This is a genomic window from uncultured Microbacterium sp. (assembly GCF_963524805.1).
Classification (GTDB): domain Bacteria; phylum Actinomycetota; class Actinomycetes; order Actinomycetales; family Microbacteriaceae; genus Microbacterium.
The window spans coordinates 48,456-64,999 of the sequence record NZ_CAURGG010000005.1; the positions used below are offsets into that span (position 1 = coordinate 48,456).

The 16,544-nt window shown below is 61.8% G+C and carries 14 protein-coding genes; 7 read left to right on the plus strand and 7 right to left on the minus strand.

From position 1 onward, the window contains the following. Positions 1 to 156 precede the first annotated feature (156 nt). Positions 157 to 1,191, minus strand: a complete 1,035-nt coding sequence (locus RWQ91_RS11195) for a nuclease-related domain-containing protein (protein WP_314505995.1) — start codon at positions 1,189 to 1,191, stop codon at positions 157 to 159. A 73-nt stretch (positions 1,192 to 1,264) separates the two neighbouring features. On the opposite strand from RWQ91_RS11195, the gene RWQ91_RS11200 reads away from it, so the two are divergent. After that, a complete protein-coding gene (locus RWQ91_RS11200) occupies positions 1,265 to 1,999 on the plus strand; it encodes an NYN domain-containing protein (protein ID WP_314505997.1) in 735 nt (244 codons plus the stop codon). Positions 2,000 to 2,418: 419 nt separating this feature from the next. Here RWQ91_RS11200 and RWQ91_RS11205 read toward each other — a convergent pair whose 3' ends face one another. Continuing rightward, positions 2,419 to 3,033, minus strand: a complete 615-nt coding sequence (locus RWQ91_RS11205) for a hypothetical protein (protein ID WP_314505999.1) — start codon at positions 3,031 to 3,033, stop codon at positions 2,419 to 2,421. Positions 3,034 to 3,145: 112 nt separating this feature from the next. Between RWQ91_RS11205 and RWQ91_RS11210 the strand changes: the two genes are divergently transcribed. Beyond that, positions 3,146 to 3,325, plus strand: coding sequence for a DNA-binding protein (locus RWQ91_RS11210; RefSeq protein WP_314506000.1), 180 nt, complete (start codon positions 3,146 to 3,148; stop codon positions 3,323 to 3,325). Between the two features lie 1,623 nt (positions 3,326 to 4,948). Next, complete coding sequence (locus RWQ91_RS11215; RefSeq protein ID WP_314506002.1) at positions 4,949 to 5,899, plus strand: hypothetical protein; 951 nt, start codon at positions 4,949 to 4,951, stop codon at positions 5,897 to 5,899. 69 nt (positions 5,900 to 5,968) lie between these two features. Here RWQ91_RS11215 and RWQ91_RS11220 read toward each other — a convergent pair whose 3' ends face one another. The 3 genes from RWQ91_RS11220 to RWQ91_RS11230 all read right to left on the minus strand — a co-directional run bounded on the left by RWQ91_RS11220 (position 5,969) and on the right by RWQ91_RS11230 (position 9,409). Next, the gene (locus RWQ91_RS11220; RefSeq protein ID WP_314506004.1) at positions 5,969 to 6,730 is read right to left on the minus strand and encodes a hypothetical protein; all 762 of its coding nucleotides are present in this window, start codon (positions 6,728 to 6,730) and stop codon (positions 5,969 to 5,971) included. A 146-nt stretch (positions 6,731 to 6,876) separates the two neighbouring features. Further along, positions 6,877 to 7,635, minus strand: coding sequence for an ABC-three component system protein (locus RWQ91_RS11225; RefSeq protein ID WP_314506005.1), 759 nt, complete (start codon positions 7,633 to 7,635; stop codon positions 6,877 to 6,879). A 1,291-nt stretch (positions 7,636 to 8,926) separates the two neighbouring features. Then, positions 8,927 to 9,409, minus strand: a complete 483-nt coding sequence (locus RWQ91_RS11230; protein WP_314506007.1) for a hypothetical protein — start codon at positions 9,407 to 9,409, stop codon at positions 8,927 to 8,929. Between the two features lie 1,643 nt (positions 9,410 to 11,052). Here RWQ91_RS11230 and RWQ91_RS11235 point away from each other — a divergent pair. The 3 genes from RWQ91_RS11235 (at position 11,053) to RWQ91_RS11245 (ending at position 12,970) form a co-directional block, all read left to right on the plus strand. Further along, positions 11,053 to 11,334 (plus strand): hypothetical protein, encoded by a 282-nt coding sequence (locus RWQ91_RS11235; RefSeq protein WP_314506009.1) that lies wholly within the window; start codon positions 11,053 to 11,055, stop codon positions 11,332 to 11,334. A 113-nt stretch (positions 11,335 to 11,447) separates the two neighbouring features. After that, positions 11,448 to 11,888 (plus strand): hypothetical protein, encoded by a 441-nt coding sequence (locus RWQ91_RS11240; RefSeq protein WP_314506010.1) that lies wholly within the window; start codon positions 11,448 to 11,450, stop codon positions 11,886 to 11,888. 176 nt (positions 11,889 to 12,064) lie between these two features. After that, positions 12,065 to 12,970: a DUF4238 domain-containing protein gene (locus RWQ91_RS11245; RefSeq protein ID WP_314506011.1), complete on the plus strand. Its 906-nt coding sequence runs from the start codon at positions 12,065 to 12,067 to the stop codon at positions 12,968 to 12,970. A gap of 550 nt (positions 12,971 to 13,520) precedes the next feature. Here the strand turns inward: RWQ91_RS11245 and RWQ91_RS11250 are convergent. Continuing rightward, complete coding sequence (locus tag RWQ91_RS11250; RefSeq protein WP_314506013.1) at positions 13,521 to 13,694, minus strand: hypothetical protein; 174 nt, start codon at positions 13,692 to 13,694, stop codon at positions 13,521 to 13,523. A gap of 172 nt (positions 13,695 to 13,866) precedes the next feature. Here RWQ91_RS11250 and RWQ91_RS11255 point away from each other — a divergent pair, with 172 nt between their 5' ends. Continuing rightward, on the plus strand, positions 13,867 to 14,532 hold the full coding sequence (locus tag RWQ91_RS11255) for a hypothetical protein (protein WP_314506015.1): 666 nt from the start codon (positions 13,867 to 13,869) through the stop codon (positions 14,530 to 14,532). Positions 14,533 to 14,609: 77 nt separating this feature from the next. Here the strand turns inward: RWQ91_RS11255 and RWQ91_RS11260 are convergent, their stop codons facing one another. Further along, positions 14,610 to 16,508, minus strand: coding sequence for a DUF4365 domain-containing protein (locus RWQ91_RS11260; RefSeq protein WP_314506017.1), 1,899 nt, complete (start codon positions 16,506 to 16,508; stop codon positions 14,610 to 14,612). Positions 16,509 to 16,544: the final 36 nt, after the last annotated feature.

Genomic DNA, 16,544 nt, shown 5'->3' on the forward strand with positions numbered 1-16,544 from the left:
GAGGACCAGTAAGCCGACGACGGGTCGGTCACGAACCTCGGCACCGCAACGTCTCTTCGCGGCTTCATGACGGAGCTACGCGATCGCCTCGAGCATGCGCGTGCTGACGGTGCTGCAGCTTTGTACTCACACGAGCGTTGACAAGGCTCGGTCGGTTCAGCGAGAGAGGGCGAGGACGCTCGCTGCAATGACGGCCATAGGGCTGAGCAGGGCAAGCAGCGCCCACATCCGGCGGCGCGCTCTGGCCGAGTCGACACTGGCCCGGAGCGTTGCGAATGCCACAAGATCTGCAGCCGGCACAGAGAGATCACCCCACGTCGATGGATTGAGCGCGGCTTCGGCCAGCTGCGCCGCTCGGTCCGCGCCGACGACCTTCAGGCGGCGCTGCAGCCAGCGAACAAGCTGATCCGAGGTGAGCACGACGACGTCCGCGGGACGCTCGCGTACGGTGATGCTTCGCGCCGCAACAATAGCGACAATCGGTGTCACTTCGATCGGGACACCTGTCGCCCGAGCGAACACCTTCGCGACGCGCTTGGCCTCGAACGCCGCGTTTCGCAGGTGATCTGTTCGCTGGCCACTCACCAAGAGCCGTCTGCTGGCCACCCAGATCTTCATCCCCGCGTGGTGCTTGGTGTTGATAGTGAATACGCCGCCGGGCCCGATGACGAGATGGTCGATGTCGCTTCCCGCCGTTCCGATCGGCACTGCGTGGATCACGAACCAAGAGTCGTCAAGCCTGTCGAGCAGGCGCCCCACCTCCAGTTCACCAATCGCACCGCGGAACCATGACTGGCTCTCTTCCGTGAGCGGTGTTCGTCCGAACAAGCGAGCGGATGCAGAGCGAGGCGGAGCGCTCGACTGTATGCGGAGCAGTTCCGTGATGACGGCGGAGGCCGGCGCACGCAACCTCAGATTGTCAGGAGCATCTGCGCGATCAGCCGTGAACGGTTCCGTTGCAACTACGGCATTGCGAGCCACGCTGACTGGACCGACAGGACCATCGCCCGGGCTGGTGTCGCCGTCTGTCCTCGCGGTGGATTCCGTGCACTCGATACAGCGAACGGTCCGGCGAGAGCGCTCGTGCACCGCCAACGTACCTGCCTGAAGCTCGGCGCCACAGAGCCGGCAACGTCCGGCGTACCGCAGACGCATCTCGCGCACATTCGCGTCGCCGGTGTCTTCGGTCACGGGGCGAGTCTAGGAGGACCGCGTCAGAGCAGCACGTACCTAGCCCAACCATGCCGCCTGCCATGCTTGCGGCATGGCGCAGACCAACGACCTCCTTGCGGTCCTCATCGACGCGGACAACGTGCCGCCTTCCAAGATCGGCGCCGTGCTCACCGAAGTCGCCCGCTTCGGCACCGCCTCTGTGAAGCGCATCTACGGCGACTGGACAACACCGCAACTTGGCAGTTGGAAAACGGTCGCGAGCCAACACGTCATCTCACCGATACAACAATTCGCGAATACCGTCGGCAAGAATGCGACAGACAGCGCCTTGATCATCGACGCCATGGACTTGCTCTACACCCGCCGGTTCAACGGGTTCTGCATCGTCTCGTCCGACAGTGACTTCACTCGGCTCGCATCCCGAATCCGTGAAGAAGGAGTCACGGTCTACGGGTTTGGGGAGCGCAAGACGCCGGAGGCGTTTCGAAACGCGTGCGATCAATTCACCTACCTCGAGGTTCTCTCGGAGCCCGCCACGGAGACACCGTCAATCCCGCCGCGTCGCGTCGAATCTCCGAAGCTGCGCGGCGACGCAAAGTTGGTGGGCGGCTTGCGAGCCTGTGTTGTGACCGCGTCTGGTGAGGATGGCTGGGCAAATCTTTCTGCGGTCGGATCGCTGATGCGCAAGCAGCAGCCCGACTTCGACCCTCGGAACTGGGGCTACGCCAAGCTTTCCGACCTCGTCAAGGCGACGGAGATGTTCACGCTTGCGCCGCGGCCGGGAGGAGGCCTGCAGGTACAGGCACGCAAGAAGGGCAACGTGTAGGTAGGCCGTCATCGTGGTCACCGGTCAGGCGGGCGGGATTGAAGGATTTGCTTCGGCTTGTTGAGTCATGCCCCTGGAGGGACTCGAATCCGAATCGGCGCGTTTTCAATAGCTACATCTAGCGGCAACTTCCGCGGAATTACGGGGGTTTTCGAGAGTTCGACCGCATCGCGAAACATGCAAAAACACCTAGCTTCAGATGGGATGCGGGCAAATTGCGGGCAAAAAAACCGCGCGTTTCCGGGGCTAGATCGGGCATTCGCAGGACTCGTTCTTGCCCGCATCCGTAAACACCGCGAAAGTTGAGCACATTGATCAGCATCTGGGCACAGAACGCCAGAAGTGCCCAAATCGCCTTATAGAGCGGTGGGGCACCTCCAACGTCCGCAAGGCGCTACCGGACCGTCGAGATTCGGTGATCAGCGGCCGATCGACGGACCGGATGACCCCGGGCCAACCATGGGTCCCGTGGCCTGCTCGCGAAGCTGCTGTTCCCGGGCCTGGACATAGACCTCACGCCCGGTCTCCTCATCGACAAGGCCGGCGACGCGGGCGCGATTCATCATTCGCGTCGCCGTGCTGATGCTGACGCCGATCTCCTCTGAGACGAGCTTGAGCGGTCCGTCGTTGATCACCGACCCGAGTCGATACAGTCTGACCGCCTCACGCAGGTTCTGCTCTTCTGAGCGCCCTTCCTCAGTGCGCAGGCGCGTGATGTACTCGCTGTACGATTCGGGGCCTCCCCCATCACGGTCGATGCGAACGACGCGACTCGCAGCCCACTGCACGATCGCCTGCACACGGATGTCGCGCAGCAGCGTCGTGGTCACCTCGTCCCCCAGCCCGTCGCGGTCGACCCGAACCGACTCAGCCACCGCGCGCCGCAATACGGGGTCGTACACGATCCGCGCACGGACCACACCCGGAATCTCAGGAAGGCCCGTCACGACCGCGCTCCACGAACGCGGGATGTGAACGCCGTCCCCCGCATCGATGATCTCCGTGTCGACCTGTTCGATGATGAGTTCGGGCATGCTGCGAGTGTGTCAGTTGGCTCGGCTCTGAGCAAGCGATGACATCGGGCATTCATGGGTGTACAGTTCGTGAGCAAGCGATGTCATTAGTTGCCCACCGAAGGAGAATGTCATGAGCACGTCATCCACCTCACTCGCACTGACAATGAAGGACGCCGCGAAACTCGTCGGCGTCGACTACCGCACGATCAAGCTCGGCATCGAGAACGGAACCATTCCCACGGTGCAGCTCGGCCCGCGCCAGATGATCCCCCGCGTCCCGCTGCTCCGCGCCTTCGGTGTCGACGCCTGACGGAAGCTCGATCGCGACACCGGCCTGTCGTCCGCTTCTGAGCGCCCGGCCGGCCGGGGTTACTTGGCCGGCTGAGGCTTAGGGCCGTTCAGTCACGAGCTAGCCAGCGGTACTGAACCGGCGGATGATTTCCGTTGCGAGGGCCACTCGATCTGAGTCGGGTGCACCGAGGCGCCCACCTTCTAGCTTTGTGCGAATGACTGTCACGATCGAGTCCTGGTCGGCTCGAGACGGCAACCCGGACGCCAAGTACGAATGCGCGGCGCTCAGGGCGGTGTACATCTCGAAGGCAGATTGAGGACCGGTCAGCACATCTCGGATCACGGACGCGGACGCATTGTGCGGCCTTTCGTCCATGATTGCGAGCGCACTAACTCTGTTTCCCGCGCGCCCTGTGTTGAAGCGGAACTCAACGCCATCCGCGCTCGTCTCTGGTCTGTAGGCGAGAGTCTTGACCTCGGTGACTAACCGCTCCAAGGCCAATCGTTCGACCGCCACTTTTGCTCTGGACGCTCCTCACCTCCTCGTATCTGTCGGAGAGGTTCTGAACCGTCGAGAGAAGAGCGTCCGCCCGCAACCGCAGTGCATCGGCGCGCTCGAAGTCGCCAGCGGCTTCAGCCTCGATCGCGTCCCTTAGTGCTCTTTCGGCCGAAGCACGAAGAGAGACTTTTACCCCGGCCGCTTCGAAACTGTCTATGCGATCGCCGATGAGGCTCACCGCAACCAGCAACGCTCCCGATGCGAGGAGTGCCTCCGATCCGCCGTCATTGGCGGTGAAGAAGACGGCTATCACTCCGAGACCAATGAGCACTAGTCCGATCGCGAACGCAATCCACAAGAGCCTTGAGCGGCTGGGTCAGCTAATGCCGGTCTCATCGCTTTTCCGCATGGGCCGACCATAGCGGCCCACCCGATCAGTCGGGCACCCTCTAAGCATCAGAATCCTGACCTCAGTCGAGCGGTTGGTCACTCGTGTTGTGGACGGTGCTCATAAGGGATCGCGCACAAGACCAAGGCGTGGGGTGACGCGCCGCTGTTCGAGCCTGCCTACCACGATGGGCTCGTGACAGCGGAGGTCTGGGCGATCTGCAGCGCGGCACCCACTAAACTGCGAGCACTACTCCTGAGCCTCGGGTGCAGGAACTTCGTCTACCCAAGACGCCATAACCACGTTCTCGCACCGTGAGCAGGTCCAGCGCTTGCCGTCGAAGTCCATCGACCTGCGACACTCCAGACAGAAGGGCTTATACGGCAAACGCTCGTCGCGCCGGTCCCAATACCAGTCATTCTTGCCCATCCCTGCAAACTACCGTGTGGCGGACACGACGAAGCTCTCGACTGCGGCAGCAGTATCGGTGGCCCGTCGCTGTGCCGGGGACGGCAACCAGTTGAGTCCAGCTGGTCGGTCGACCGTCGACTGCCGCCGAGGCAGCCTAGCGAGGCTACGTGCCCCACCGGCGGAATGGCCGAGCTTCCTCGATGAGGTGTCCGCGGTACGCGACCATGAGTGGCCCCGCAGCCATTGCTCTCCCGAACTCGGTCCTTGAGGGCGCGCTGCGCGCCGAGTGGGTCACACTGGAACCCCCGGAAGCATGACCGCCTAGAATCCTGACCGTCGCGGATATGGGACCCTGGTACCGGACGATTCACGACCGAGTTGGACAGCCTTTTGAGTACGAATTTCAGCAACTCGTCGGCTTTCATCGCGCGCACATCAACGCGATCGCGGCTGCCTACATCCAAGCGATCGAAGTGGCCGAGCAGACGCTGGACCCCGAGAATTACGATCCCGGTGACGTCTACTGGGAAGCGGAACAAGCGGTTGGGGCCGACTCCTTGCTCGCCGCCCAGCACCTAGGGCTGATGGTCCTCGTTCGAGGCGTCGCACTTGCTGAGCTCACGCTTGCCAAGATGGCAGCGCTGTTCTTCACTGACGCCGAGGGCATCGTGTTTACCAACGGCAAAGCTTGGACAAGGGCTAATGCACTCCAGTTCTACAACACAGCGCTCCGGAATCCCTACAACATCGATGGGCTGGGGTTGGACGCGATATCAGAGCTGCGGAACACATACGCACACGGATACGGCACCTTCGCGACCCGTGAGAACGCTAGAGCGCTTGAAGAACGACTTCTAGCCATCATCGATGACGGTCCCGCAACAGAACAGGAGATCGCCGATGGGTATGGGAATAGGCACTATGTTCTTGGCCAGCATCCACGAAGCCTCGCAGATTTCCTCGACCCCGAAGCTGACCTCAGCCCGTTGACAGTGCACCGCCTTCTCGAAGTTATCCGCAAGACTGTGGATGGGGCTCTCGTCGCAGCTGCGGGCGGCCTTCGCGAAAGCGAGTCGCTCGTGCAAGCTCGCTTCTTCAAGGACTGGGCGAAGCGGACAGGGTACGACCGGGGCGGCGAGAGCCAACTTGCGTACGACGGTCCGATTGAGATTCGATTCGAAGGCAAGCGGGTCGACGTCCTCGCCGGGGACGATGATGCTTCAATCAACCTCGTAAATCTGATGGCTGACGGTGACTATCGGGGGCGCATTGAGTTGGCCCGCTCGGCTGGTTGAATGTATCTGGCGGCTGGCCGAAAGCCGGTCGCCCACCGCTGATCTGGAAATGGGTGGCGACCCTGCCACTCATCGAGCGGACTGAACGGTCGGCGGCTCATCAGGGAGTGAAGACCAGGCATCTTCCGGCTGCAGAGCCGTGACCGTCGCAACGGCACCGGTCTCGGAATTGGCGGAGCTCTCGGTCCAGCCTGGTTCTTGAAGAAGTGCTCCCCACCCCTTCCTTGTGTATCCATGGATCAGCGCGGCCCCTTTGGCGCGATCATCCACCCAAGTGGAGACGAACTGACGAAAACGACGCTTGACGATGACGCGCAGATTGTGCGCCTGCCGTTCAGTGATCCCATCTGAGTTAACTCGAGCGTAAGTTCCGTCGTGCATGGCGCGCGCCCAACGCATCGCATCCAGGATTTCGCCGAATCCTTGAGCTACCGCGTCTTCCTCAATGCGCGCTCGCAATCGTGGCTCGTCGCGTTGAGCTTGTTCGGGCGCGGTCCTACTCAACCCTCTGAACCAATCAGTGAGATCGGCTTGGAGCGCTCGTCTGTCACGCTTCAGCTCTAGCTGGAATCGGCTTTCCGCGCTCTCGCGTGATTCGCGTGCAATCCGATTTGCCTCGATTTGCGCTGCGAGCGCAGCGATGCTGGCTGCCGTGGCCCCGCCCTCGGCAGCCACGGCATCTCTTCGTGCGTCGATCGCTGCCTTCGCCTGGAGAAAGGCAAATACCGACGCGGCGACAGCCGCTAATGCCGAAACGAGCGCGACCCACAAGCCTGCTAACTCCATGGTTCCCGAGGCTAACGCAAGCTGCGCCTGTGCTTCTGGAACCATGCGGCGCCTTCAAGTGGCGGCATAGATGCCCCGGACCGCTCCGACCCTTCCGAGGTGTGGGAAGCCTTGGACGCATCACAACTCGCTGATGCGACGGTGCGTTGCCAACCAGGACCTCAAGCGCCTCCGTTGCCACTCGTTACTCGCTATTGGGTCAGACGGAGATATTGGGTCAGTGGAGATGAAGCGGCAAAGCTACCAAGCTCCTCCGCCGCGAGCACCAGCGCGTGATCCTTCACAGGGCTACCCACAAGTTCGAGACGGTATGCGGCGCCGCCCGTCGCCGACCGCCTGTCATAGGCAGCCAAGATCTTCAGCTGAAAGTCCTCGACCGCGGCGTCATACAAGTCCTTGGCGTCCGCGTTCATTGGATCCGCGAGGAAGGCGTGAATAGCAGGGGTGTAGGACAAGTAACGGTCGCTCAGCTCCTTGGCGAAGTCGACGCTCACCTGGTTGGAGCGGTTCTTTTCGGCGTATGAGACACGCGACGTCACCGCGAGCTCCTCGGCCACGTTGTCGTCCGCGAGACCAGCGCCCACCGCCAGGATGATCTGGGCAATCTCGTAGCTCGAAACCAGGAGTGAACCACCTGAAAAAGTGATTCCTGCGAGCTTGATCAGATCGGCTCTTTCGCGAAGGAGAGACGACAACGGCTCGACTCCCATTAGGCTCACGTGATCCATGGAGAGGCCTGCGTCGTTGGAGGTTCGTCGAGTGGTGAGCGGCGCGGTCCTTCCTCCAAGCCGGCGACTAGACACCAACAAGCAGTTATCGCACTCGTTCGCGTCCACGAGCGCACTGATTTTCGAGATCTCTTCTGAAAGCACGGAGCTCTTCTTGGCGCCGCTGGATGAGCCCTCGGCAAAGTGAGCGTTGAGCGAGTTCGTGTGCTTGGCCTGTATCACGGTGATCCCACCCCGATGGCCAGCAGTGCTAGGGAACCGCTCAGCCACGCCGTGGAAACGCGCATCCCGCCGGCCGTCCGGCCCCTTCGCGAACTCCTGTACTCCGGCACCGAAGAGGAAGCGTGAGCACTCGACGACGAGGCGTTCGAACTGGTCCTGGTGGAGGTCCTAGAACGGACATGACATGCCCCCAATGCTATGGGGGCATGGATCGCACGACTGCTGCCACACGCGTCAGGAACGGTACGTCCGTCGTCTTGGTTGATCGTCGTTGCCTACCGGTGTGGCGAACCACCGCCGCGAAGTGGGAGCGACCGTGACTGGCCGCTTCAGCGCTGATGGTCCAGGAAGCCTGGCCAAGCTCGCGCGTCGGACGCGAGCTCTCAGGGCCTCGGGGTCGCGCCGAGACCACAAGCTGGTCGCGCGGCGTGCCATGCACGGAAGCGCCAGTCGGGGTTCGTGGTATGCGCGCCGGTTGCCTCGGCGGACATTCGCTATGAGTGACCCTAGGGGAGAGAACATCTTTTTCAACAAAGCCGGCGGGCCCGTGGGCGGTCCAGATCCTGGCGCCGGCGTCTCGGCGCTGTCCGCACGTCAGTCGAGTGCGGTGGGAGTGGGGGTCTCCGGGTTGAAGATCGGGTATGGCTTTAGTACGCCTGTGGTTACCCAGCCCCGAACCCGGCGCCGCATTGCCCACTGGAAGACTGACCACCCTTGTTCAATCTCCGTCTTCCGCCGTTCCGATGTTGCCGGGAGTGGCGAGAGGATGAGCTTTCCGCCCTCGTTCGTCTGGCTCGTGACCCATTGCGCGACGCCCGTAGCTCCGTCGGGGCCAGCCGCAGCCTCGTCACGAATCTGGTCGAGCGGTCGCTTGATCTGGATGACGAGCGCAGGTATGTCCAGGGGAGGCGCGACAGAGAGTCCGTCAAGGAAGCGATAGACGGATTCTGCGAATGAAGCGCGTTGGCTCCGGTCGCGTTCCTTTCGTTCCCGCCGTGCTGCACCAATTGAGATGAGAAGCGCGACCACGGCTACGACAAATGTGCCTATCGCACCAACGGTCGGGATAAGTCCGTCCATCCACCAGTCCCATGACCAGGGCGCGGGCGCTTTCGCTCTACCGATGAGTATCAACACGTCGCCCAGTCTGGCTCGCGCCACCGATCATCCGCGTCGGGACATTCGGCGTGTACAAGCATCCTTATGACGCGCGATCGCCGGTCGGCGCGAGGGCGGTGCGCGCTTGAGGCGCCAGGCGCGTGCCGACCAGACTGTGTTCGGTTGGCGGTCGTCAAATGTAGTACGTGCGGGAAGACGGCCTGCCGTCCTCGCTCACCCAATCGAGCGTGATCCCTCGAACGGCGCCGCCGCCGAGAATGCGGTGAACGACAACCTCAAAGCCACCGTTCGCCGGAACTTCATACGGCAGCGGTTTCCGAAGTGTGACGTCCAGTCCACCCACGGTGTCGATGCGTGTGACTGTCGCACGTTGGCCACTGGTGTTGCGGAAGGCTGCGAGCTTCATGCCATCACCGGCGATAACCCCCCATGGTTGGAGGTCATACCGCTTAACTCCCTGAGCGTCGGTGTTCTCGATCGGGGTCGTCGCGTCTCGGTTCAAACCCTCAGCGATGTTCTTTACGCCGCCTTGCGCGGACCGACTCACAAAGATCGCGATGACGGCGACTATCGAAGCGAGGATGGAACCGACCGCACCGAGCCACGTCGGTATCGCTACGCCCCAAAGGTCGGTGGGCTGTTCGAGAAGCAGCATGGGCGAACTCTATCGACAACGTTGGTCACGCTTGCGCGGCATGGAAGGTCCGTCTTCTAGGAGGCTGTCGCCGCCGGGAATGGAGGTAACCATTCACGAGGACGTCCGGTGCTGCGGGCACCTCGATCTGCGCGTCGGCCCTTCGGGCCACGGCAAAAGACCTCTCACCGTGCACCGCCGTGCAGACGTCAGCCGTAGCTACCGTTGTTGAGGTTTGCCAAGATGCCTGCCACAGAACGCGCCCACGGGTCGTTTACTCCAGTCGTCGCAGCGTGGATTCGCCGACGGTCGGGACGCAACACGATCGAGACGTCGCCAAAAGCGCTCAGAGCGGTCGCCCAAGATCTACTAGGTAAGTCACGGCATACGCAGACTCGGCGGCGGAACCTGTCGGATGCCGTCCCCCGAGGCGCCGCTGGCTATCCTCCTTCCAGTCGCTGCCCTACTGCCCACCTCCACGGCTCGGGCGAGCACGAGTCCTTGCGCCAGACCCGGTCGATCAGCGAGCGACATTCAATGTGCTAGTCATGGTTCATGCCCCGTGCCAACATGACATGCACTAAGTGTCCCGAGCAGGCTCAGCTCGTCAAGTCCGCTGGCGGCATCACGCGCCGCCCGGACACATTGCTCGGTTCCACCGGCTTCAGCCATTCGCCCCGTGTCGACATCTACTTGTGCCCCAACCAACACCGGCACGAGGTGCAGCGGTAAGTCCGTATAGGAAGACTGCACGTGACGATGTCTGAGTCCGCCCTGAGCTGGGCCTAGACCTCGCGCACGCCGGTCCTTGAGCGCACGCCAACCGATGGTCTGCGGCTTGTTGCCTGGCCGGCCTAGTCTGGCGCGATGGAGTTGCTTCCGATTGTTCCGCCGCCGGTAGCCCCGCTGGAGGGTGGCGAGCGATTCAGTGGGCTTGATGCCGACGTTGGCGAGTTTTGGCGTTTCGCGATGAGTGATCTGAAGGCAAACACGGTGCGGGGCTTGCTTGCGGAGTTTCTGATTTCTCGGGCGGTCGGCCTCCACGAGTCATTGAACGCCTGGGGTGAGCGCGATCTCGTGTGGGAGGGCATCACGATAAACGTGAAGTCCTCTGCGTATCTCCAGGCGTGGCCGCAGCGGTCGCTATCCAAGGTTGCCTTCAGCGGACTGTATCAGCGGGCTAATTCGGCCGAGACCAACACAGTGAGGGAGAGCCCTGACTATCACTCCGACGTCTACGCTGTCGCCGCCCAAACGTCGACTACGCATCAGGATTACAACCGGCTGGATGTGACTCTCTGGGACTTCTACGTGCTCCCGCAGGCAACTGTTCGAGCGGCTGGCTGGCACTCGCTCACCCTCGGCGTGATCCGGACCGGGGGCGCGCAAAGAGTTGCTGCTGAGGGGTTACGGTCCGCCATTCGCGCAGCCTCCGAGGCAAACGGATCGCGGCCGAAGCGTTGGTCGCTCCCAGCTCTTCGAGCGCAGGGTTTCGTAGGGTTTGTGCCGTTCGATCAGCTACCGCGAGCACACGTGCCCACCGCACCAGGCGTCTACATCGTGCTTCGCACCTCGGAAGCCGCCCCGACCTTCCAGGAGACCAGTCGTGCGGGTTGGTTCCACCAGCGTGACCCGAGTGTCTTAATCGATTCCCTGGCTGCGGCGTGGGTGCCGAAATCGCTCGTCGTCTACATCGGGAAGGCGAGCGCAGGATCGACTGGCCGCCGTGGGCTACGCAACGGCTTGATGAGTTTCGACGCCACGGAGCCGGCTACCCCGTTGGGCATTGGGGCGGGCGTTACATCTGGCAACTCGCGGACAGTGACGAACTGCTCGTCGGTTGGAAGGAGACCGGTGCCGACGACCGCACTCACCTCGAGTCCGAACTGCTCAGCCAATTCGTCGCCGATTTCGGAAGACTTCCATTTGCGAACCTGCGGCGCTGACCGAAGCTGTCGCGCTCGGACCGCCGGGGGGGGTGCGCAATTCCCGGCGACATTTAACCCGGGACAGTCCGTGGCACTGCGACTGTTTCATCGCGTGCCGTAGGTTCAGTGGCATGCACAAGCGCGTGTTCGCGGTCATCCTGCTAGCGATGTTGACGATCACTGGGTGTAGCGGCGGGGGCGGCGTCCCGGTGTCAGGCGAGCCGACATCGACTTCATCGGCGCGTGACTCCAATTCGACGCACCGCAGCTCTTCGGATCCTGCAGCGACTCAAGAATCGGCGCTTCCCTCCACCGACCTCACGTGCGAGCAAGCGATCGCGGCGGCCGCCGCCGTACCTCTTGATGCCGTCAACAACGACGAGGTGTTCGAGTCGCTCGTCGCCTGCTCGACTGCCGCCGGATGGATTGCGGGGATTCAAGGCTCACCCGACGTGTTCGGTGTGACATCGATTCCCGATGCCGACATACCGATCTATCTCCACACTGTTTGCTACGACCAATATCTGCAGTCACCCGTGTGCATGGATGCAGAGGCTCAGGGACTCTTGTAGCAAAGCGGTCTAGGCGCCTCATGCAAATGGCCGGTGAGCTGAAGGAGCGCGCGAACGGATCGCCCCCCCACACGCCGCGCGAGAAATAGTTGCCGCTCGCAAGCCGGTGGTTCCGCGTACGTCGCCTTCGTCGTTACGATGTGGCGCGCTAGCGACTTCGTCGTAGAATCCGCGTCGTGCCCAAACCAAAGAAGCATCACTTCGTGCCCCAGATGCTGCTCAACCGCTTCGCGTTTGACGGGTACTTGTGGCACCTATCGATCGAGCGCGAGGAGCAGCTTCGCCGAGCGCGACCTCGCGAGATCGGCCATGTCAAGGGCGGGCACACGTTGACCAGACTCGACGGCACTCGTGATCACGAATCGCTCGAGCAAGCGATGAGTAGCATCGAGGGCGAAGCAAGCGCGGCCATCAGAGGGATCGAGGCGGACAGCGCGATGGCAGTGGTGCCACGCGAGCTCGCAGAGCCACTCGCGTGGCTTGCCAGCCTTCAGAGTGCGCGGAGCCGCGCACTTCTTGGGTACATCGCTAGTGAGGTTCACATTTCGAAGGATGCGGATCCATTCGCTGACACCGTTGGCGACATTCAGAGCTCACTCCTCCGCGTTGCTGTCATGAGCGTGCTGGAGACATGGTTCATTCGCAATGATGAGCTCGCGCGCCCAAAGGATCAGTGGGACTTCGTCACGCACCAGCTCCTCGGCATGCGATGGGACGTGATGCGCTACCCCGATCGGTCCCTTGCGGTATCGGACGCGTTTGCCGCTCAGTTCGGCATACGCGAAGACGCGCAAGGCGTCTTCGACCGAGACCCCTTGGGAGCGATGTACGGGATGAACACCCCGTTGTGGGCCGCGAAGGGCGTGACAGTGGCTTTAACACCACGGCTCGCGCTGAACCTGCATCACGGCGAAACGCGACGCGTGGCAGCCGCGGCGGCCGTGAATATGCACACGATCCGCTCGGCCCGGTCCTTCATCGCGTTTCCCACGGATATGGATCCAGATGACGTGCTCCCGGGATGGATGGACTGGATCATCGGTGCGAAGGCGATCCGAGCCGCGCTACCGAAGTCGCTGTGACCGCTCTGCTGCAGCATGCCAGGTCCGAGAGGCGGTATAACAGAGACCGGTAGGTCACTGTCGAGGGAGTAGCGGGTTCGTGCACCGTTACGCCGCCATCCAGCCGATCGCAAGCCGGTCCTATCGCCAACGCGGGATGGTAACGAAGGAACGTCATGGGGTATTCGGCCGCACTGTAGAAGCGGACTCCCTACCGACGTACCGGCACGTTGTGAGCATGCATGGCAGCGGGACGAGCTTAAACGGCATCGCCCGCACGCTGAAAGATGAGAGCGTGCCGACCGGGCAGGGTCGTACGTGGTACGGGACTGTCCGCGTCATTCTGGCGAGTGTTATCGCCAAGACTATGTAGCCAGGTGGAGGATTAGCCGTTCCCAAAATCTTCTTCCCGAAACTACGCAATGACTAGAACTAACTTGCTTGCCGCACCGAACCAACTAAACCTCCTACTCTAACTCATGCCATCGACACTGCGGCGAATGGCCTCGTTGGGCATAAGCGAAGGGCGGCAGATTGCTCCACCGCCCTTCGTTTTAAGAAACGAGGCTAATCAGGCTTTTTTTTTGAAGCGGATTTGCAGTACCGCAGCCAATAGACCCAAGACAAGACCGGCAAAGCAAAGCACGATGGATTGGATAGTGAAGCCAACCGTTGCTTGCACGTATGAAACCGCCGATAGACCTGTCAACAGCGCGAAGACGAGCGCGCGCTTGGTCTTGGTCATGCTTGCATTCTAGTCGCTGACCGCGACATCGAAACCTATTGCACTGCACTAATCGCGGTCGCTCTAGGGAAACGACAGTCGAGCGCTGTGATGCGGCGACGCTCTAGGCGGGGCTTGCCGCTTCGCCACGCTTAGCAGCGACACCGTGGAAGCGCTCGATAGATTCGGAGGCATGCCCGATGAAAAAATTACGTTCCTTCTTTCGCATGTCTTCGGTGACCGGTCGCACCGGATAGACGAGATTGCGGTTGCCGGCCAGCCCTCTGACTCCGCGCACACAGCCCTCGTTGAGGCCCTCCGGACAAGTGGGCACGACTATGACGGCGTGACCGGCTTCACGCTTTCGATGCGCGATGACTTCGACTCGGATAGCGCGCCCGATACTCAATTCCTCGTCTTGAGTGGGACTGAGACTCTGGGCGAGCTGCGGCTCATCATCGGACCCGACGACTCCGCCGTCATATTGCGCTCAGGCGGATTCGGTGGAGGAGATTTCCAAGAAGTCCTGCGCTGGACTGTTGAGGACTTTCTGCCGCAGATGAGCACCTTACTTGAGGTCTATGGTGCGGTACAGATGGCTCGCGACGTTGGGCGGTCGGTTGAATCCCGCCGCAACCGACAAACACGGCGGGACGCGGACTACTGGCTTCGCAACGGAAAGCGAGCGGTCCCCGACTACCTGCTCAATGCCGTGCAGGCTCGCGTGAGCTGGCCCGCAGGCGAGTTGAGTCGAGTGTTTGGCCTCGGTTCGTCAGATGCGGCTGACTTGATGCATGCCTGCGGCTTCAAGTACAACTCCGCTTCGCTGGAATACTTTTACGCCGGGGGTAATCCCTGACGAGCAACCCTTGCGGCAATGCTTGATGACGCGCTCCATTCATGGAGCTTTGGGGTGCGCGCGGGCGCAAGCGCCGGTCAGTTTGAGGGGCGCACTGGGCCAATAGGGAGGTGCTTAGAATCGATGCCGCCCTCGCTGACGCGCCGAACCTCGAATGTCGGCTGAGGTGGCCGGACGTCCTCGAACAGCTGCAAGATGCTGGTACGAACCTCGTCTGGCATGTCCGGCCAGCCGTAGATGGTGTCCGCGAACGAGTCGCCGAAGTACTTCCACGCACACCGCGCTGCGTCTGCCGCTACCGATATGCGTTCCCCTTCACTAAGACTTTCGTCTACGACGGTGGAGTAGAGCACGCCTACCCACAGTTCCGGGACCGTGTTTATGGAGACCGCAGCGGTGATGGCACTCATCAATGACGGTTCTCCCTCCCGTGTTGAAGCCGCAGCCACCGCTGCGTGCGCCCATCCATTGAGCGCATCCGAGTCGATAGCCTGCCGCGCCTCCGTCTCGGGGTTTTGGTCATCCACGGGCTCAAACGGCGGCGCGAGAAGGCTATCCCGCTCTTGCATCGTTAGTCCTAGTTCGTTGACGATGTGGTCGAGGGCTTTAGCAGATAGCCGCCATTGGGCGTCGCCGGGCTCGTCAGCGATTGAGGCTCTCGTGAACTCTGAAATCGATTCGGCATATCGGCCGCTGCGCATGAGGACATCTGCCAGCAGCGGATGTGCGCGTGCATCGCCGAGGCTGACGGCTTCTCGGTAGCTGGACTCCGCGTTATCTGCGTCACCGAGATTCCAGTAACACGTGCCCTTCTCACGCCACCAGTACCCGCGTTGAAGGTAAGCGCCGTCCGATGCAGCCGCTTCGTCGTACAGAGCAATGGACTCCTCAGCATCAGCACTGTCGAGCATGTTGGCTGCGTTGTAGAGTCCCATCGCTGGTTGAAGCCAGTGCCGGGCAGCGTCTCGGACCTCGTGAGCGACTTTACGGCGGAGCTCGGGACTTGCCTCGTCGGCAGCTGAGTTGAATCCCATGAGCGCGGCAGCGCCATTCGGGTTGCCCTCGATGCAGTAAGTACGGCGCATGAGGGAGAGCACAGCGCCAACCTCATTGCGTCTTGTTAGCGCCGCCATGACCCCACCGAACGCTAGAGCGCTGGGAAGCATTTCGGAGTCGTCCATGCATAGGCGGAGCAGTTTGATTCCAAGGTCGTCGGCGCCCACGCCAAGCGCGTCGATGGCTAGGGCGGCCACGACATCAGATGCGATAGCTCCGTATGGTCGCGGGCCGCCATTGAATCCCCAGGTCAGCAACCGGCCGGGGCCTGCCCCGCGGAGCCCTGCATACAGTCGGTCATCCTCAATTTGTACGAAGAAGTAAGGCAGCGAGGGCTTCCCATGTACCAACCGCAGGTACGGGCGCAAAGTCAGAATCTTCCGACTGATCGCAGTCTTCAACATTCCGGCATCCTTGCCGTAGAAGAGCGTGCCGGTCATTGAGACGTCGACGGGAAAGTATTTGGAGAGTTCGCGCGCTCGCCGGAACGCCCGAACCTCGTCCACTAGGCCGGCCGCGGCTTCCGGAGTGAGCTCGTCCTCGCATCGAACGAGCCGGCTCGCGGTGTTTGGATTGGAATCGAAGTCCAACATGTGGGACCAGCGGTACCAAAGAGTCTTAGTTGGCTTGTGGGCGATGACGACCAGAGTCGGGTTCGACCAGTCGTCCCAGTAACCGAGCGTCTCGCGACGAATGGACTTGGAAGGCTTGACGCCACTGCCCTTCGAAGTTGACTTCAGTTGGACGTTGAAGTCGAGGCTGGTCGTCTCGCCGTTCTCAAAGATTTCCACCCGCCTGTCGATTCCGTAATCTTCCGCGAGCGAGTGCACGACCCATTCATCCGGTAGAACCGACTCGAACGCGCGAGTCGACCAAGTTGCTTTGATGTGGTTCGTATCGCGCTTAGGTCTTCCCCGCATGGGCCGACTGTAAGCAGACATCGACCCATCCGGCAA